Genomic DNA, 18,584 nt, shown 5'->3' on the forward strand with positions numbered 1-18,584 from the left:
CCTCATCCCAGAGGCCGTCGACGCCGCCCAAGAAGCACTCCTCATCGGACGGTAAGCGGCGTGGGAAACACGACATTCATCGCCGCGATTCACAGGGTTTTGGCTCGAGATGGTGGGTTTCCTGCCGAAATGGTGGGTTTTGGCTCGAGATGGTGGGACCGTTTCGGCGGAAGAGGGACCGTTTCGGCGCAAGAGGGACCATCTCGGCGGAAGAGGGACCGTTTCGGCGGAGGGATAAAGTGGCGGAGTGCTGAGAAGAGGACGCGCGTGATCGTGGGCATCGGCGTCGACCTCGTCGACATCGCACGATTCGAGCGCACGATCCAGCGCACACCGCGGCTTCTCGACCGGCTCTTCTCCCCGGCGGAGCAGACCCGCCCGCCGAGGTCGCTCGCCGCGCGGTACGCCGCGAAGGAAGCACTCATCAAGGCACTCGGCGGCTCGGACGGCGTGCACTGGACCGAGATCGAGATCACGCCCGAGGAATCCGGGCGGCCCTGGTTCACCCTCACCGGCACCACCGCCGACGCCGTCGCCGCGCGCGGCATCACGACGCTGCACCTGTCGATGTCGCACGACGCCGGTTTCGCGACGGCCTACGTCGTCGCCGAAGCGGATGCCGCGGCATCCGCCCCGCCCGCGCCGGGCATCGCGGCACGCCCTGCGGCTCGCGGCACGTCTTCGGACACGGGCCGCGAGGCCGGGCTCGTGCCGGGAGCGACGGAGCGGCAGGCATGACCGCTGCGATGCGCGAAGCCGTGATCGACACGAGCGCGATCGCCGCGAACGTGCGGCACCTGCGCCGGCTCACGGACTCCGAGGTCATCGCGGTCGTGAAGGCCGACGGATACGGACACGGTGCCGTGCGCGCCGCCGCCGCCGCGCTCGAGGGCGGCGCCGCCCGGCTCGGGGTCGCCGACATCGGCGAGGCCCTCGCCCTGCGCCGCGGCGGGATCATGGCACCAATCCTCGCTTGGCTGCACGCACCGGGAGCCCCGTTCGCCGAGGCCGCGGCGGCCGGCGTCGAACTGGGGATTTCGAGCATCGAGCAGCTGCTGCAGGCTGCGGCGGCGGCATCCGGAGATCGCCCCGTCGGCGTGCACCTCAAACTCGAGACGGGGCTGAGCCGCAACGGCATCGCGCCCGAGGACTACCGCGTCGCGTTCTCCGAGGCCGCGCGCCTCGAGCGCATCGGGCGGCTCCGGGTCATCGGGCTCTTCAGCCACCTCTCCAACGCCTCGGCGGACGATGACCGCCGGGCGCTGCGCGTGTTCCAGGATGCCGTCGGCGCAGCCTCCGTGGCGGGTCTGGCGCCGCCCCTCCGGCACATCGCCGCGACGCACGCCGCGATCGCGCTGCCTGAGGCGCGGCTCGGCTGCGTGCGGATCGGCATCGGCATCTACGGGCTCTCGCCGTTCGCGGACCGCTCCTCCGCCGACCTCGGCCTGCGCCCCGCGATGACGCTCCGCGCCCCGGTCGTCGCGGTGCGGCGCGTACCGGCCGGCCAGGGCGTCTCGTACGGTTACGACTACCGCACCGAGCGCGAGACCACACTCGCCCTCGTGCCGCTCGGCTACGCGGACGGGGTGCCGCGGCACGCATCGGGTGCCGGACCGGTCGTGATCGGCGGCCGCCGCTTCACTGCGGCGGGGCGGATCGCGATGGACCAGTTCGTCGTCGACGTCGGCGACCACGGCGTCTCGGTGGGCGATGAGGTCGTGCTTTTCGGCGACCCGACGCTCGGCGTGCCCGCCGCCGACGAGTGGGCGGCGGCGGCCGGCACCATCAACTACGAGATCGTGACCCGCATCGGACCCCGCGTCGCCCGTCGGCAGGTGGCGTCGTGAGCTTGGACGCCCTCCTCGGCACCCGAGAGGTCGCCTCGCCGGACGAGATGGAGGCCTTCGGCGAGCAGATCGGGCGGATGCTGCGCCCCGGCGACCTGATCGTGCTCACCGGTGCGCTCGGCGCGGGAAAGACCACCCTCACCCGCGGGATCGCGGCGGGTCTGGGCGTCCGCGGGCCCGTGCAGAGCCCGACGTTCGTGATCGCGCGCACGCATCCGTCACTCGTGGGCGGTGCTCCACTCGTGCATGTCGACGCCTACCGGCTCAGCTCAGCGCTCGAGCTCGACGACCTCGACATCGACGCCGACCGCTCGGTCGTGATCGTGGAATGGGGCCGCGGCATGGTGGACGGCATCCGCGATTCGTGGTGGGAGATCGAGCTCGAACGCGAGCGGGGCGGGCGCGGCGCCGACACGATGTGCGGCGAGGCCGCCGACCTGGATGCCGACGCCCCGCGCACCGTGACGCTTTCGCGCCGGCCCTGAGGCGGCGATCGCCGCGGCGACGGCGTCGGGTCGTTCGACGTTCGCGAAGTGTCCGGCGTCGCGGAGGCGCACCTCGTGGAAGTCGCGGATCAGCGCGGCGAACACGCCCGCGTCCCGCTCTCCGGTGAAGACGTCCCGTGCGCCGCGCACGGCGCGGACCGGACACACGATCGCCGTCCAGGTGCGCGGCTCGTAGTCCGCGGCGAGCCGAGCCGCGTGCGCGAACGCCGCGGGGCGCAACTCGCCCGCGAGCGCGGCGATCACCGAAGGGTGCACCGTGCCGGTGAAGAGCGGTGCGCTGAGGGTCGGCATCCACCCCCACCGGTCGAGCGCCCGCACGAGCGCCCGTCCCGCGCCGCCGAGAAGAGCAAGGCCGCGCATCGCGAGCAGCATCCCGGCGAACCAGGGGAGCGCGAGCCCCCCGCGCACGGGGCGCCGTACGGCATCGAGCACCCCGACGCCGGTCGGTGAGACGAGGGTCACCGCCACGGTCTCCCGCGGGTGGCGCGCGGCCAGATCCAGCGCGATCAACCCGCCGAGCGAGTGCCCCACCACCCGCCACGACGTGTACCCGAGTGCGCGCGCGACTTCGGCGACGGCATTCGTCATGTCTTCCACCGAGCCCACCCGCTCGAATCCGCCGCTGGCACCCCAGCCCGGCAGATCGAGGGCGACGACGTCGGTGAGCGGCGCACCGGACAGATCGGATGCCGAGAGCACCGGCGTCCAGGTCGTCCAGGAGCCGGCCGCCCCGTGCAGCAGCAGGAGCGCCGGGCCACCGGTCTCGCGGCCGGCGTGCACCACGATCTCGCCCGCCGACGTGGGGACGACCAACCGACGCAGCCCGAGCTTCGCCGGGTCGGTGCGCAACGGCAGGGGGTGCGGCAGAGGAGTCATATGGGTGATTCGTCACGGCCGGGCGAACGGATGCCGCCGCGGCACGCCTATTACCCTGGAGGGGTGCTCCTCGCCATCGACACCTCGATCGGCACCGCCGTCGCGGTGATCGACGCCGACGGCGTCGTGCGCGCCGAGCGCGACAGCGCGAACCCCCTCGGGCACGCCGAGGCGATCGGCGGGCTGCTGCAGTCCGCGCTCGCCGACGCGCCGGGGGCGATCACGCACGTCGCGGCGGGCATGGGCCCCGGTCCGTTCACGGGGCTGCGCGTCGGCATCGCCGCGGCGCGCGCGTTCGCGCTCGGGCGGAGCATCCCGGTCATCCCGGTCGTCAGCCACGATGCGGTCGCGCTCGAGGTGCTGCTCGGGGGCGCGCTGACCGGCACGGAGCCCGGCCGCTTCGCCGTCGTCACAGACGCCCGGCGGCGGGAGTTCGCCTACACGGTGTTCGACGGCGTGGACGATGACGGCCTGCCGGTGCGGGCCAACGAGCCCGCGCTCGTGCCACGCGACCAGCTCGAGACCAGGCTCGACGAGCTCGGGGCGGCTCGGCGCGATGCCGCGGCCGTTCCGGGTGCCCTCGTCGCGCTCATCGCCGCGCGGCTCCTCGCGGCCGGTCGGGTGCCGGAGAGCACCGAGCCGCTGTACCTCCGCTCGCCCGATGTGACGATGCCGCACGGACCCAAGCGGGTGACCGCGTGAGCCTCCGAGGCGCCACGCTCGAGGACCTCGACGCGATCATGGCGCTCGAGCACGCCTCATTCCCGTCCGACGCGTGGTCCGAGGCGATGATGCGCGAAGAGCTCGCGTCGCCGCACGGCTGGTACGTCGTGGTCGAGGAGGCCGGACGCCTCGTCGGGTACGCGGGCCTGCGGGCGGCGCGCGGGGCGGCGGATGCCGACATCCAGACGATCACGATCGCGGCGGGCGCCCGCGGTCGGGGGCGCGGCCGGGCGCTGCTGCGCACCTTGCTGGAGGAGGCGGCCCGCCGAAAGGTCCGCGAGGTGTTCCTCGAGGTGCGGGCCGACAACCCGGTGGCGCAGAAGCTGTACGCCTCGGAGGGCTTCACCGAGGTCGGCCGTCGCCCGCGCTACTACCAGCCCGATGATGTCGACGCGCTCGTGATGAAACTCGACCTGCGCGGGTGGGTGGCACGGCCCGTGCCGGAACAGGAGATTCGGCCGACACAGGTGGGTCCGGGCGCTGATCGGCCTGTGCTCGCCGAAACGCCTGTTCCGAGCCCGAACACGGACGCGGGGGCGTGCACGTGAACCGTACCGAACCACTCGTGCTCGGCATCGAGACCAGCTGCGACGAGACCGGCATCGGGATCGTCCGCGGCCGGACGCTGCTGAGCAACACGATCGCCTCGAGCATGGACGAGCACGCCCGGTACGGCGGCGTCGTGCCCGAGGTCGCCGCGCGCGCCCACCTCGAGGCCCTCGCGCCCTCGATCGACGCGGCGCTCGCCGAGGCGGGCGTCACCCTGCAGGATCTGGATGCCGTCGCCGTGACCTCCGGCCCGGGTCTGGCGGGCGCGCTCATGGTCGGCATCGGCGCGGCGAAGGCGCTCGCCGTCTCGCTCGGTACACCTCTCTATGCGGTGAACCACCTGGTCGGGCACATCGCCGCCGACATCCTCGACGCGGATGCCGAGCCGCTCGAGTACCCGACCGTCGCGCTGCTGGTGAGCGGCGGACATACCTCCCTTCTCCTGGTGCGCGATCTGACCTCCGACGTGGAGCTCCTCGGCGAGACCGTGGACGACGCGGCGGGCGAGGCGTTCGACAAGGTCGCGCGGCTTCTCGGCCTGCCGTATCCGGGCGGGCCCGAGATCGACCGCGCGGCCGCCACCGGGGATCCGAAGGCCATCCCCTTCCCGCGCGGCCTCTCCCGCGCGTCGGACATGGCAAAGCACCGCTACGACTTCTCCTTCTCCGGCCTCAAGACCGCGGTCGCGCGGTGGACCGAGCAGCGGGAAGCGGCGGGTGAAGAGGTGCCGATCGCCGATGTCGCGGCATCCTTCCGCGAAGCGGTCGTCGACGTCCTCGTGACGAAGGCGCTCGCGGCGTGCGCCGACCGCGGTGTGCCCCGGCTGCTCCTCGGCGGCGGCGTGATCGCGAACCGCCGGCTGCGCGACGTCGCCGCCGCGCGCGCCGCCGCGGCGGGTGTCGCCCTGCGGATCCCGCCGCTGTCGCTCTGCACCGACAACGGTGCGATGATCGCCGCGCTCGCCGCGGAGCTCATCATGGCCGGACGCGAACCCTCCCACCTCGCATTCGGCGCGGACTCGACGCTCCCGGTCACCGAGATCCTGGTGGGTCGGGCGTGAGCGACGAGCAGAGGCGGGCGGATGCCGTGCCCCCGGCATCCGCACCGGCGGTGGAGCCGCCGTCGGAGGACGTCGCCCCCGTGGCGGCGGAGTCGGCGCTGCCGGGCCACCACCGCGGCGGGTTCGAGCGCTGGCCGACCGCGCCGGTCGGTGTCGCCCCGACCGTGAGCGCCCCCGACCTGGACGCCCCCGTGCTGTGGGCGCCGGCCGAGCCGGCCGCTCCGACGCGCGGGATGGCGGCATGGGCGCTCGGCTTCGCGATCACCGGTCTCGTGGTCGCGGTGTTCGTCGGGTGGGGGTTCCCGCTCGGACTCGTCGCGATCGTCACGGCGATCGTCGCGCTGCGGCGTCCGCTGGAAAGCCGTCAGATCGCCGTCTGGGCGCTCGTCCTCGGCGTGGTGTCACTCGCCTACAGTGCGGGTTGGATCCTCTACGCCACGAGCCGCGGGCCCCTGTTCGCGTTCCTCGCCTGAGCGGGCAGCCCCGCCTCGGCCGCCCGCCTCGGCTGATCCGGCGGCCACCCGGTCTGCGAGGATCGCACGGCGCTTGCCGTCGATGCGCGTGATCAGCAGCGTCGCGGATTCGTCGCCGCGGAGTTTGAGCGCCGTGCGGAACCGCGCGGGATCGACGTCCACGCCGCGCTTCTTGATCTCCAGTCGCCCGATCCCGCGATCGCGGAGTGCCTTCGCGAGTGGCTTCGGATCGGCGGGCAGCATCTCGCGCACCCGGAAGCTCGCCACGAACGGACTCGTGAGCGCGGTATCCGAGGTGAGATAGGCGATCTGCGGGGCGAGCATGCCGGCATCGAGCGACCGGGCCACCTCGCCGATCAGGCGCGCGCGGATCACCGCGCCGTCGGGCTCGTGCACGAACGCGCCGAGCTCGCGCACGGGCTCGTCCTCGGTGTCCGCGGGGGCGGTGAGCTCCCACGCGTGCTCGCCGCGCAGGACGAGTGCGGCACGGCGCACCCCGTCGCGCGCGAGCGCGCCGGACCACAGCACGAGTTCGACGGTCGAGCCGTCGGCGCTCACCCACTGCGCTTCGGCATCGGCCGGGATCAGTCCGCGGTCCAGGCCCGGCCCGAGCTTGATGCCGGTGGGGATGCGGCCGGCGAGCTCGAAGGCCCAGTCCAGGGCGGGGGAGTACTCCTCGGGGCGCACGCGCGCCGTCTCGCTGTGACCGGCCGTCCGCCGGGCGGGGTCGAGCCAGACCGCGTCGACACCGTCGAGATCGGCGTCCTCGGCGCGGCCGTGCCCGACGGTGACGGCATCGCCGAACGGGGCGAGGTTGTACGCGGCGATCGCGGCGGTCACCTCGTCGGCGTCGATCGCCCGCACCCCGATGCCGAGCCCGGCGAACCCGAGCGCGTCGCCGCCGATCCCGCAGCCGAGGTCGGCGATCGTCCCGATCCCGGCGCGGCGCACCCGCCCGGCGTGCTGCGCCGCCACGCCGAGACGCGTCGCCTGCTCGAGGCCGGCGCGGGTGAACAGCATCCGGTCGGCGAACGCGCCGAACTTCGGCTGCGCCTTCGCGCGCAGGCGAGCCTGGCCGACCACCGCCGAGACGAGATCGGGGGCGTGCCCGTCTTTGCGCAGTCTCGACACGGTGCGCGCGACGTCGTCGGTGGAGAGGATCGGGCCGATCCGATCAAGGAGCCGCAGCCCTTCGGGGGTGAGCAGGGCGGTCAGCTCGGTCGAATCCACCGGGTCAGCCTATCCACGGCGTCCCGGGCGGTGGTCCGAACCCGAACCCCGGACCCCCTACCGCGGGGGCGAAAACCCCTACCGAACCCCGGGGGGATCACGGGGATGCCGGGGGGAGATCACCGATGTTGCAGATCGGATGCCGCTCCACACTCGTACTACACGCCATCGGGCACTTTAGAAAAGGAACACATCATGGCTGATGAAAACGTCAACGTTCTGGGTCTCCAGGCGAACGACTCGCTGAATGACAACTCGGACAACTCGGTCAACGACTCGGGCAACGTCGACGCGTCGGTCGACGCCTCGACCGACATCGCTGACTCGGGCAACGGCAACTTCTCGGGCAACCTGTCGGGCAACGACAACTCCGACAACTCGACCGACGACTCGATCAACGACTCGGGCAACGGCAACTTCTCGGGAAACACCGACGACTCGACGGACATCGCTGACTCGGGCAACGGCAACTTCTCGGGCAACCTGTCGGGCAACGACAACTCGGACAACTCCGACAACTCGAACAACTCCGACAACTCGAACAACTCCGACAACTCGACGAACGACTCGGGCAACGGCAACGGTTCGGGCAACGGCAACATCGCCGTCGGCATCGCGGACTCGGGCAACGACAACTCGGTGAACACCGACAACTCGGTCGAGAACGAGGCCGAGGACTCCTTCAACGACAACTCGGACAACTCCGACAACTCCGACAACGACCAGGCGAACGCCGAGGACTCCTTCAACACCGACAACTCGGTCGAGAACGAGGCCGAGGACTCCTTCAACGACAACTCGGACAACTCCGACAACTCGGACAACTCCGACAACTCGATCAACACGGACATCGACGTCGACATCGACGACTCGTTCAACACCGACAACAGCACCGACAACTCGGTCCGCAACCAGGACTCGTTCAACGTCACGAGCTCGTTCAACACCCAGACGCTGAACGACTACTCCACCACGGTGGGCGTCCGCCAGTACAACACCGGCTTCGGTGACTTCAACCTGGGTGGCCTCCTCGGCGGCGCGGCCGGCGGTGCCGGCGGCGGTGACCTGAACCTGAGCCTGGACAACCGCTCCACGCTGAGCGACCAGTCGGTCAACCAGGTCATCAACGCGGGTGGCGACGTGGGCCAGGTCTTCGGCAACGCGTCGATCGTCGCTTCGGGTGACGGCGCTGCTGCCGCAGGCGGCGACGCGTGGGTCGACAACTCGTGGACGAGCACCACGGTCGGTGACGTCAACATCGGCAACACCAACATCGAGACCACGATCAGCGACTCGTTCAACGACTACTCGCAGGCCTGGGACAACTCGACGGAGACCGAGTACGAGGACTCGTTCAACGACAACTCGGACAACAACTGGGAGGACAACTCGCAGCACGCCGACCTCGACGTCGACATCAACGACTCGTTCAACGACGTCGACACCGACATCGACAACAGCACCGAGTGGGAGAACAGCGGCAACTTCTTCAGCCCGCAGGGCGTCGCCGACTCGGACATCGAGCTCTGAGTCCGTCAGCTCACCAACCGCTTGCCCGGTTGCCCTTCGGGGCAGCCGGGCAAGCGGCGTTCGCGCCTCCGGATGGGGCACATGCGGCGTAGCCTGGAGGGGCGACGCCACCGAGGGAGATGGGTGAAGCAGTGGGAACCGAAACCGAACGCGTGATGAAGAAGGCCCAGATCGACGCGATCGTGCCGGCCTCGACGCCACGGACCGACCAACTCGTGCGGGTGATCGGCAACGTCGGAAAGCTCGCCGCTTCCGCGGGGCGCGAAGACCTCTCCGCACGACTGGAGCAGACCCAGGCGCGCCTGCGCGACCCTAACGTGCGGGTCATCGTCGTCGGCGAGTTCAAACAAGGCAAGAGCAAGCTCATCAACGCGCTCGTGAACGCCCCCGCCTGCCCGGTGGACGACGACATCGCCACGAGTGTGCCGACCTCGGTGGGGTACGCCGACGAGCCGTCCGCCTCGATCCTCATCCAGCACGAAGAGGGCGGGCCGAACAGCGTCGAACGGCAGGAAGTGCCGCTGGAGGAGCTCGGCGCGCTCGTATCCGAGCGCGGAAACCCGGGCAATGAGCGCAACATCGTCTCTGCTGAAGTGCTGATCCCCCGCGAGATCCTCAAGGGCGGCCTGCGCATCATCGACTCCCCCGGCGTGGGCGGGCTGGAGTCCTCGAACTCCCTGTCGACCCTGTCGGCGTTGTCCTCGGCGCACGCGGTGCTGCTCGTCTCGGACGCGTCGCAGGAGTACACCGAGCCCGAGATCCAGTTCCTCAAGCACGCGATGCGCGTCTCGCCGAACGTCGCGACCGTGCTCGCCAAGACCGATCTCTACCCGCATTGGCGCGAGATCGAGAAGATCGACAAGGGTCACCTCGACGGGGTCGGCGACGTGCCGATGTTCACGGTCTCGAGTGATCTGCGGCTTCTGGCGGCGGAACTGCAGGACCGCGAGCTCAACGACGAGTCCGGCTTCCCGGCGCTCGTCGCGCACCTGCGCCGTGAAGTGCTCGGCAAGGCCGAGGTGATCCACGAGCGCGCGGCGATCCATGATCTGGCCTCGGTCGTCGATCAGCTCACGATGTCGCTGAAGTCCGAACTCGCCGCCCTCGAACACCCCGAGGACACCCCGCGCCTCATCGCCCAGCTCGAGGACGCGAAGGCGCGCGCCGACGAGTTCCGCGGGCGCTCCTCGCGCTGGCAGATCACCCTGAACGACGGCGTCGCCGACCTCATCTCCGACATGGAGCACGATCTGCGCGACCGCCTGCGCAAAGTGCAGCGCGAAGCCGAGAACGCGATCGAAGAGGGCGACCCCGGCCCGATCTGGGATCAGATCACCGAGTGGCTCGACCAGCGCGTGTCGGCCGCGGTCTCGGAGACGTTCGTCTGGACCGACGAACGCGGCCGGTGGCTCAGCGAGGAGGTCGCCCAGCTGTTCAGCGAGGGCGAGACCGAGCTGCCCTACATCGACGTGGGCAACACCGACGGGGTCCTCGACCCGGTGGAAGGGGTCTCGCACCTCGAGGCCGGACGCATGGGCGCGGCGGAGAAGATCTACATCGGCGTCCGCGGATCGTACGGCGGCGTGCTCATGGTCGGTCTCGTGACCGGTCTCATCGGTCTGTCGCTCATCAACCCGCTGTCGCTGCTCGCCGGCATCCTGGTGGGACGCCGCGCGTATCGCGAGGACATGGGATCGCGCCTGTCGCGACGCAAGTTCGAAGCGAAGACGCTCGTGCGCAAATACATCGACGAGGTGACCTTCCAGGTGAGCAAGCAGCTGAAGGACCGGCTGCGTACCGTCCAGCGGGCGGCACGCGACCACTTCGGGGCGATCGCCGACGAGCACCACCGGTCGCTGTCGGATGCCGTGCTCGCGGCCAAGCAGGCGGCAGGCGTCTTCACCGCCAACCGTGATCAGCGCATGACGCAGCTGCGCACCCAGATCGGTCAGTTGGAGAACCTCCGCGCGGAGATCCCCGTGCTGCCGGCGGGCAAAGGCAAGAGCGTGGCGGCGGGAAAGAAGCAGGAGGCCATCACCACGTGACCAGGACTGTGCGTGAGGATGCCGGAGAGCTCATCTCCGCGGCATCCGCTCTGTATGCGGACGATCCGCAGGCACGGGAGATCCTCGCCGATCTCGACCGGCGGTTGCGCGAACCGCTGCGTCTGGCGCTGGCGGGGATGGTGAAGGCCGGAAAGTCGACCCTGCTGAACGCGATGCTCGGCGAGGAGATCGCCCCCACCGACGCCGGCGAGTGCACGCGGGTCGTGACGTGGTACCGGTACTCGGATACCCCGTCCGTGACGCTCCACTCGCACGACGGCGAGACGCGGCGACTGCCCGTCAAGCGCGACAAAGGTCATCTCGTCCTGACGCTCGGCGGTGTCGCCCCCGAAGAAGTGCACTGGATCGACGTGGGTTGGCCCTCGGCGGGTCTCCGGTCCGTCATCCTGATCGACACCCCCGGGATCGCGTCCATCTCGCAATCGACCTCGGCCCGGTCGACGACGTTCCTCACGCCTGACCAGTCCCCGTCCTCCGCCGACGCCATCGTGTACCTCCTGCGGCACCTGCACGCGTCGGACCTCAAGTTCCTCGAGGCCTTCCGCGACACCGCGGCGGGTGTGTCGCAGACCGTGAACGCGCTCGCGGTGCTCTCTCGGGCCGACGAGGTCGGTTCGGGCCGGATCGACTCGTTGCTGTCGGCGGGCAAAGTGGCCCGCCGGTACGAGAACGACGGCGATCTCGCCTCCCTCGCGCTCGGCGTCATCCCCGTCGCGGGGCTCCTCGCCGAAGGTGCCCGCACCCTGAAGGAGAAGGAGTTCGCGGCCTTCCGCGAGCTCGCGGCGCTCGACAAGGCCGATCGCGACCGGCTGCTCGTCTCCGCCGACCGGTTCGTCAGGCCGACGGACGCGGTGAGCCTCAGCGAGAAGGCACGGAAGGAACTGCTCTCGCGTTTCGGCATCTTCGGCGTGCGCCTGGCGACGGCGCTGCTGCGGGGCGGCGTGACCGACTCGACCCAGCTCGCCGAGCGCCTCGTGCAGCAGAGCGGGCTGAACGACCTGAACATCTTCGTGCGCGACCAGTTCCGTACCCGCGCCGATGCGCTGAAGGTGCGCGGGGTGCTGTCCGGGCTCGAGAAGCTGCTGCGCGACTTCCCGCGCGAGGGGGATGCCGCGATCGCCGCCGGCATCGAGCGGATCCACGCCACCGCGCACACGCTGCGGGAACTGTCCCTCCTGTCGCGGGCACGCCTTGCGGGCCTGCCACTGCCGGATGCGGCATCCGTCGACGCGCAGCGCATCGTCGGCGGCAGCGGGACACCCGACGCGGTCCGGCTCGGCCTCAGCGAAGACGCGCGCACCGACGAGCAGCGGGCCGCGGTTGACGCGCTCCTCGTGCGGTGGCGGACACTCGCTCAGTCGCCGTTGACCGAGCGAGCGGGTGTGGAAGTGTGCCGGGTGGTGATCCGCAGTCTCGAGGAGATCGCGTCACATCTCCGAGCCCTCGGACCCGACGGGGCCGCGGCGGACATCGACCCCGCGAGCGGTCCAGCGCAGCCCCGCGGGGAGGGTGCTGACGAGGAGGGCGAGCAGGACGAGGATCGCCTGCAGCGGGAGGAGCTGGCGCAGGACCTGGCCGTCGCCGCTCGTGGCGACCAGCTCTAGCGAGATCGCGAGCAGGATCACCTGCAGCACGAGCGTCGCGAACTGCCACCAGCGCACGCCCGGGCGTCTGCTCATGAACGACACCAGCAGGGCGATCTGGACGATCAGGATCGACACCATGCTCCCGAACACCGTCCAGAACAGGATGTCGGCGGCGGCGGTGTAGGTCTCGTCCGCCCGGCCCTCCACGACGCCGCGGATGACCTCCTCCATGATCGGCAGCTGTGCCTTGCGGATGATGAAGAGATAGACGACGCAGAAGCCGCCGAGCGCGAAGCTCAGGATCCAGAACAGCTGCGTCAGGCGGATCGACGCCGGCGGGGGAACCTTCGCGACGACCGGCGCCGCGTTCGGGTTCACCAGCGGCGGCCGGGACGGCGCCTCCCGACGCGGAGCGGGCGGCTCCGGACGCCGTGGCGGCATGGTCCCCCCGGGAGCGGGCGGGGGGACGCGGGAGACGGCGCCGGAGTCCTCCGGCGCCGTCTGGTCCTTCGAGTTCGGGTCCGTCACAGCGGGTTAGGGCTCTTCCGTCGTGAACTCGACCTGGCCGTCGCCCTCGATCGTCGTGTCGACGTCGTTGAACGAGTCGTCGATCGTCACATCTGCCGAAACGTCCGTCGAGTTGTCGACCGTGGTGTTCTCGGAGTTGTCGTTGAACGAGTCGTCCGTCTCGGTCTCGGTCGAGTTGTCGGTCTCGGTCGACTCATCATTGAACGAATCGTCGATCGTGACATCGGTCGTCTCGTTGCCGATGTTGATGTCGCCGGTCTCGATGTCGGTGTCGGAGTTGTCCACATCCGCGTCGTCGCCGGCCGCGGCCGCGCCGTCGCCGGAGGCCACGATCGCTTCGTTGTCGAAGATCTGCGTGACATCGCCCTTAGCCCAGATGTTCTGGTTCACCGACTGGTCGATCACCGTGGAGCGGTTGTCGATCGACACGTTCTGCGTGATCGTGTTGATCTCCTTGATCACGTCGTTCGGGTAGGGCTTCGGCGGCGGCGGGGGCGTCGGGTGCACATCGGGTCGGTCGATCACGACCGGCGCGACGGCGCGGACGTCGTCGGCGCAGACGCCGCTGAGCCCGTTGCGGGCCAGCATCGCCTCGGGGTTCTCGTCGAACTCGGCCTGAGCTGCAGGGTCGCGGAGGAGGCTGAGAATGAACTCGATCAGCGCATCCGCGATCGTGGTGAGCGGTGTGGTCATGAGTGGCTCCTGTGTCTCCTCAAATTCTCATCTTCAGTCTGATCCGGTGATCCGGGGATCGCATCGGGGATAACCCCGATGCGATGGGGGTGCGTCAGGGGGATCCGGGGGGAGTCCCCTGCGATTCGGCAGAGGACGTTGCGTCTTCGACGACGACGCGCAGCTTCGCGACCAGGTCGGAGCGCGATGTCGCGCCCAGCCGTCGCCGGATGTGCGCGATGTGGTGCTCCGCTGTGCGCGGCGAGATGAAGATCGTCTGGCCGATCTCGGCGTAGGTCTTGCCCTGGAGCACGAGGCGGGCGACGTCGCGCTCGCGTTCGCTCAGGACGATGCCGCCGGACTCGTCGCTTCTCTTCTGCACCGCGACCGCACCGGTGTCCGCAGACCGCGGGGTGCGCGATCCGTCGTTCGGGTGCAGCTCGCGGGCGACCGACAGCAACCGGGCGGAGACCCGACGGTCGGTGGACTTCCCGGCACCGTGACCCGCCAGCCGCGCGCCGTCCCACCCGAGTCCCGCCGAGGCGAGACCGTGCGCGGCCGCTTCGATCGCGTCGGCATCCACCGAGCCGGCGAGCGTCGCGGTCCACACGCGGCCCGCCTGCGCCATCACCGCGGCGACAGCGCTGTGCGTGGAGGCCGTCACGAGCACGCGGGCGTGGGGCTTCAGGTCGTCCGGGCGGTTCAGCAGGATCCCCTGTTGGATTCCGGACCAGTGCACGTGCGCCGCCCAGACGGGCGGAGCGCCGAGGCGCTCCACGATCTCGAGAGCCCGCGCGAAGTGCGGCTGCACGCGCGCGGTGTCATCGACACGGGCGGCGGCGGCCACGAGCTCGGTGAGCGGCAGCAGTGTGTACAGATCCGTCTCCGTGCGCAGCACGCTGTCGCGGGCATCCACCCAGATCGCGTCCAGCGCCGCGGCGTCCTCGTAGCGGCGGGCGATCGCCACGCGGATCGCGTGGGCGAGCATCGCGTCGCGGGCGCTGAGGACGGCGTCGCCCTTCACGGCGTCCGCCAGCGCCTGCCGTGCGTCCACGGGCCGGGCGCGCTGCACCGCGAGCCAGGACTTCCACAGCAGCAGCCGCGTGCGGGCGATCGCACCGCCCTGACCACCGGACAGGGCGTCGTCGATGCTGGACTGCGCGATCTCGAGCTCTCCGACGCCGATCGCGACGATCGCGGCGATCACGGCGGGAAGTTCGGGCAGGGGGGCGGCGGACCCCGACGCCGTGTACATCTCGGACGCGCGCACCAGGTCGGCCACTGCGGCTTCCGCACCGTCCGGGCGCAGGGATTCGCGCAACCCGCGGTCGAGGAGCTCCATCGCGACACCGAGGGTGGAGGGCAGGCCGTGACCGGCCTCCGGAGCGCCTAGGGAAGCGGCATCCCCGACACCCACCGCGGCGATCGTGGCGCGTGCGCACGACTCGGCCCCGACCGGCGGGAGTGAGCGGTAGACCGCGTCGCTCATGCGCAGCATTCCGCGGGACGCCCAGATGGCGGCCGAGGTGTCGGCGACGCGGTCGCCGTCGCGCACGCCGTCCAGCAGCGACACGTCGTCGAGCATGCTGCTCGCCGCCTCGAGGTCGCCGGTGGCCCACGCGGCCTGTGCCCGGCGTCCGGTGAGTTCGACTTCGCCGATGCCGCACTCCAGCGCAGCGGCGTAGAGCTCCAGCGCCCGCGCGGGCTCCCGTTCGAGGAGCCGGTCCGCTTGTTCGACCAGATTGCGGCCGAAGGCGGCGTCCGCCTCTCCGCTGACCCAGTCCGCGAACGCGTCCTCGCTTCCGGCCGCCGAGAGCGCGAGCGTCTGCACCGCCGAGGCCGCGATGCCCCCCATGCGCGTGGTGGGCATCGCGGAGCGCACGGCCGAGCGGACGACGGGAGCAGGACGGCCGTTGCGCAGCAGCAGCCCTTCGGCGTATCCCTCGGCGACGAGATCCTCCTGATGCGGTGAGCCGTCGCCGTGGGGCGAGGAGCTGAGGCAGCGCGCCACGACCTCGTCCCGAAGCGCGGGGTCGATCGTCTCCAGTCGGTGGGCGACGCGCTCCTCGACCGCGCGCCGGACGGCGCGGTGCTGACGATCCGCTGCGCAGTCGCGCGGATCGTGGAGCGCGAGGGCCTCGGCGACGAGCCAGGACACCCCGCCCGTGCACTCGAGGATCGCGTCCACGCACGCGATCTCGGCGCGGCGGTCGGAGTCCTCGAGGAAGGTCAGCACGTCCGAACGAGAGACGGTGCCCAGCACGATCGCCGGACGGCTGCGCTCGAGCGCGTGCCGGACGCGGCCTAGTTCGGCGCGCTGCGCCGACGGGCGGGAAGCGACGACCAGCGACGCGGCCAGGTCCTCCGCGCGATCCAGGAGCGCCGGCAGCTGCGCCGGCGACACCCGGTGGAGATCGTCGACCAGAAGGACGGCATCCGCGGGAATCGCGTGAACGTCCGCAGCTTCGTCGAGGAAGCGGTGCGGGCGATTCTGCTCGATCAGCAATCGCTCGATCTCGGCGAGCACGGCGGTCTTTCCCGCGCCGGCGGTGCCGGAGATCACTCCGCGCACGGGCCGGCCCGGCTCGACGATCGACTCGATCGCGGGGCGGGCCTGCCGCTCCCACAGGTGGGCAGCCTGGCGCTCGGGCATGACGGTGGAATTCGGTGTAGCCATCTCGATAGAGCTTCCGCGGGTCAGACCGGGTCGGTGGGCGAGGGAGACGGATCCGGAGCGGGGTCAGCGGGTGGAGTCGTGGGGTCGGGTTCGGCGGGCGGTGTCGTCGGGTCGGCGGGCGGTGTCGTCGGGTCCGCGGGCGGCGTCGTCGGATCCGCCGGCGGGTCCGTCGGATCGGCGGGCGGATCGGTTGGATCGGCGGGCGGATCCGTCGGGTCTGCCGGGGGAGTGGTCGGATCGGCGGTCGGGTCTGCCGGAGGAGTGGTCGGGTCCGTGGTCGGGTCGGGGTTGGCAGTGGTGGGGTCCGAGCTCCCACCCGTCGGACTCGGGCTGGGTGTCGTGTTGCCGTTGGGGGTGGTGCCCGTCGGTGTGCCCGACCCGCTGCCCGATCCGCCGCCGGTCTGAGCCTGTGAGGCCGGCGTCGTCGGCTTGGCCGTCGGCGAGGCGGCCGCGATCTGCTTCTCGCTCTGCTGCACGGCGCGCTGCGTGGCCTGCCGGCGCGGATTCGACGGGCCGCTTCCGCCGCCGCGGCTGCCTCCCTGATCGGCGACGGGTTGCGTCTCGGCGACGGTTTCCAGCGGCGGAGCTGCGACGGGATCCGTCACGGGCGCCGAAGACGACGTCGGCGTCGGGCTCGGCGTACCGGTGTCATAACCCGTGAGCTCAGGGGAGCGCGACCCGGCAGACAATGTGCTCGCGAACACGATGGCCGCGGCGATCGTGACGGCGGCGCCGGCCAGCAGGATCGGCGAGGACTTGCGCGCGAACGAGGAGGACTCGGCGGACACGGGGAACGGCGGGTCGAGCGCCACGGCTTCCCCGGTGGGTGCGTCGGGCAGAAGGGCCAGCGCGTCGGACGGCTCGTCGGCGACGAGGGCGAGAGCCCCGGGCGTTGCGAGACGGCGGTCCTCGGCGCGGACGAGCGCCGTGCGCGCGGCGCCGAGGGCGATCGCGGCCTTGGGGTCGGCATCCACCGCGATGGGCCGATCGAACCGCTCGGACAGCCGCTGCGCGACCTGGGGGATCCGGGACGACCCGCCGATCAGGAGGATCGAGTCCAGCTGCTCGGGCTCGAGGCCCGCGGACTCGAGCGCGTCGTCCACGGCGTCGATCGTCCGGTCGACGGACGGCAGGATCATGGCCTCGAACTCGGAGCGGGTCAGACGCACGCTCGTGCGCTGCGGCGGAACGAGGACGGGGATCGACGCATCCGAATCGAAGGAGAGCGCCTCCTTCGCGTCCACGCACTCACGGCGCAGCTGTGAAAGGGCCAGTCGCGTGTCGGGCTCGTCCATCGCGAGGGATGCGACATCGATTCCGGATGCCGAGATGACGTGTCGCAGGACGGCGTCGTCGAAGTCCGCTCCACCGAGGTCTTCGATCCCTGTCGGCTCACCGACGATGTCGAACGTGCCGTCGATCTCCTTGCGGAGCAGGACCGTGTCGAAGGTCCCGCCGCCGAGGTCGTAGACCGCGAGCGTCTGGCCCATCTCGAGAGGGCGTGCCGCCTCGTAGTGCCGCGCGGCCGCCTCGGGCTCAGAGATCAGCTCGACCGAGGTGACCCCCACCGCTGCGAGGGCGGACCGGATCAGTTCGAGGCGGTGCGCGCCCCACTCGGTCGGGTGCGTCAGCGCGACGCCCTCGGGATCCGCTCCTTCGCGCTCCGTGACCTGGCGGACGATATCGGCCGCAGTCTGCGCATACAGGTACTCGGCCCGCAGGGCGCGGTCCCCGACTGTGATCGGCACGTCGTCGCCGACGCTGCGCTTGAACTCGCGGATCAGCCTCTCGGGCTGCGTCACGCCCCGGCGCTCGGCGGCATCACCGAAGGACAGCTCGCCGTCGTCGCCGACGAAGACGACGGTGGCCGCGCTGTCGCTGCGGCGACCCAGCGTGAACGGCGCCGCGACGATGCTGCCGTCGGCTGCGACGCGCGCGGTCGCCGCGGCTACGCGACTTGTCCCCACATCGATCGCAAGAAAATAAGACGACTGTGTCATGTTGTCCAGTTCCCCCAAGAACCTGGCGTACTGCTTCCCCCATGCATGTCTACCACCGCATAGGGCTGTCCGCGAGGGGTGTGCCGACGCTTGTCCCGGAAATGACGAGACGTTACGATCCGCAGTTCTCATGTGATCAGAGCACGCCGTACCCGCCCTGATACATCGGGTTCGGGAAATGCTCCTCGAGGCACGTCCCCGCCCGTCGAAAGGTCTTCGGTGCGGCGCGTGATTCGGATTGCGTCACAGGCTGGCACTCAC

The 18,584-nt window shown here is 70.8% G+C and carries 13 protein-coding genes and 2 pseudogenes; 10 read left to right on the forward strand and 5 right to left on the reverse strand.

What is annotated here, in order from left to right; all coding sequences use genetic code 11:
* Nucleotides 1-267 precede the first annotated feature (267 nt).
* From AB0P18_RS09930 to tsaE, 3 genes and pseudogenes are all read left to right on the forward strand, one after another.
* Nucleotides 268-621 (forward strand): annotated as a pseudogene (locus tag AB0P18_RS09930) (holo-ACP synthase); the annotation flags it as partial.
* 113 nt (nt 622-734) lie between these two features.
* Complete coding sequence (gene alr, locus AB0P18_RS09935; protein WP_363359882.1) at nt 735-1,847, forward strand: alanine racemase; 1,113 nt, start codon at nt 735-737, stop codon at nt 1,845-1,847.
* 47 nt (nt 1,848-1,894) lie between these two features.
* Nucleotides 1,895-2,332, forward strand: coding sequence for a tRNA (adenosine(37)-N6)-threonylcarbamoyltransferase complex ATPase subunit type 1 TsaE (gene tsaE, locus AB0P18_RS09940; RefSeq protein ID WP_363360018.1), 438 nt, complete (start codon nt 1,895-1,897; stop codon nt 2,330-2,332).
* A gap of 21 nt (nt 2,333-2,353) precedes the next feature.
* On the opposite strand, the pseudogene AB0P18_RS09945 reads toward tsaE, so the two are convergent.
* Nucleotides 2,354-3,229, reverse strand: a pseudogene (locus tag AB0P18_RS09945) (alpha/beta hydrolase); the annotation flags it as partial.
* 63 nt (nt 3,230-3,292) lie between these two features.
* On the opposite strand from AB0P18_RS09945, the gene tsaB reads away from it, so the two are divergent.
* The 4 genes from tsaB to AB0P18_RS09965 are packed head-to-tail and all read left to right on the forward strand — an operon-like array spanning nt 3,293 to nt 6,034.
* Nucleotides 3,293-3,931: a tRNA (adenosine(37)-N6)-threonylcarbamoyltransferase complex dimerization subunit type 1 TsaB gene (tsaB, locus tag AB0P18_RS09950; protein WP_363359883.1), complete on the forward strand. Its 639-nt coding sequence runs from the start codon at nt 3,293-3,295 to the stop codon at nt 3,929-3,931.
* Nucleotides 3,928-4,500 (forward strand): ribosomal protein S18-alanine N-acetyltransferase, encoded by a 573-nt coding sequence (gene rimI / locus AB0P18_RS09955; RefSeq protein WP_363359884.1) that lies wholly within the window; start codon nt 3,928-3,930, stop codon nt 4,498-4,500. The genes tsaB and rimI overlap by 4 nt, the downstream gene beginning before the upstream one ends.
* Complete coding sequence (gene tsaD / locus AB0P18_RS09960) at nt 4,497-5,561, forward strand: tRNA (adenosine(37)-N6)-threonylcarbamoyltransferase complex transferase subunit TsaD (RefSeq protein ID WP_363359885.1); 1,065 nt, start codon at nt 4,497-4,499, stop codon at nt 5,559-5,561. Before rimI ends, tsaD begins: the two co-directional genes overlap by 4 nt.
* Nucleotides 5,558-6,034 carry a hypothetical protein gene (locus AB0P18_RS09965; protein WP_363359886.1) on the forward strand — a complete coding sequence of 159 codons (477 nt, stop codon included), beginning with the start codon at nt 5,558-5,560 and terminating at the stop codon, nt 6,032-6,034. Before tsaD ends, AB0P18_RS09965 begins: the two co-directional genes overlap by 4 nt.
* On the opposite strand, the gene AB0P18_RS09970 is transcribed toward AB0P18_RS09965, so the two are convergent.
* The gene (locus tag AB0P18_RS09970) at nt 5,963-7,264 is read right to left on the reverse strand and encodes a class I SAM-dependent methyltransferase (protein WP_363359887.1); all 1,302 of its coding nucleotides are present in this window, start codon (nt 7,262-7,264) and stop codon (nt 5,963-5,965) included. The two genes, AB0P18_RS09965 and AB0P18_RS09970, sit on opposite strands and share 72 nt — an antisense overlap.
* A gap of 195 nt (nt 7,265-7,459) precedes the next feature.
* On the opposite strand from AB0P18_RS09970, the gene AB0P18_RS09975 reads away from it, so the two are divergent.
* From AB0P18_RS09975 to AB0P18_RS09985, 3 genes are all read left to right on the forward strand, one after another.
* On the forward strand, nt 7,460-8,794 hold the full coding sequence (locus tag AB0P18_RS09975; protein WP_363359888.1) for a hypothetical protein: 1,335 nt from the start codon (nt 7,460-7,462) through the stop codon (nt 8,792-8,794).
* 131 nt (nt 8,795-8,925) lie between these two features.
* Complete coding sequence (locus AB0P18_RS09980; RefSeq protein ID WP_363359889.1) at nt 8,926-10,839, forward strand: dynamin family protein; 1,914 nt, start codon at nt 8,926-8,928, stop codon at nt 10,837-10,839.
* The gene (locus AB0P18_RS09985) at nt 10,836-12,464 is read left to right on the forward strand and encodes a dynamin family protein (protein WP_363359890.1); all 1,629 of its coding nucleotides are present in this window, start codon (nt 10,836-10,838) and stop codon (nt 12,462-12,464) included. The genes AB0P18_RS09980 and AB0P18_RS09985 overlap by 4 nt, the downstream gene beginning before the upstream one ends.
* Nucleotides 12,465-12,980: 516 nt before the next feature.
* On the opposite strand, the gene AB0P18_RS09990 is transcribed toward AB0P18_RS09985, so the two are convergent.
* From AB0P18_RS09990 to AB0P18_RS10000, 3 genes are all read right to left on the reverse strand, one after another.
* Complete coding sequence (locus AB0P18_RS09990; protein WP_363359891.1) at nt 12,981-13,667, reverse strand: IniB N-terminal domain-containing protein; 687 nt, start codon at nt 13,665-13,667, stop codon at nt 12,981-12,983.
* Nucleotides 13,668-13,761: 94 nt separating this feature from the next.
* Nucleotides 13,762-16,323 carry a helix-turn-helix transcriptional regulator gene (locus AB0P18_RS09995; RefSeq protein ID WP_363359892.1) on the reverse strand — a complete coding sequence of 854 codons (2,562 nt, stop codon included), beginning with the start codon at nt 16,321-16,323 and terminating at the stop codon, nt 13,762-13,764.
* Nucleotides 16,324-16,343: 20 nt separating this feature from the next.
* Nucleotides 16,344-18,323 carry an Hsp70 family protein gene (locus tag AB0P18_RS10000; protein ID WP_363359893.1) on the reverse strand — a complete coding sequence of 660 codons (1,980 nt, stop codon included), beginning with the start codon at nt 18,321-18,323 and terminating at the stop codon, nt 16,344-16,346.
* Between the last annotated feature and the right edge of the window lie 261 nt (nt 18,324-18,584).

It is taken from the genome of Microbacterium sp. NPDC064584, from assembly GCF_040687315.1.
Taxonomy (GTDB): Bacteria; Actinomycetota; Actinomycetes; order Actinomycetales; family Microbacteriaceae; genus Microbacterium; species Microbacterium lacus.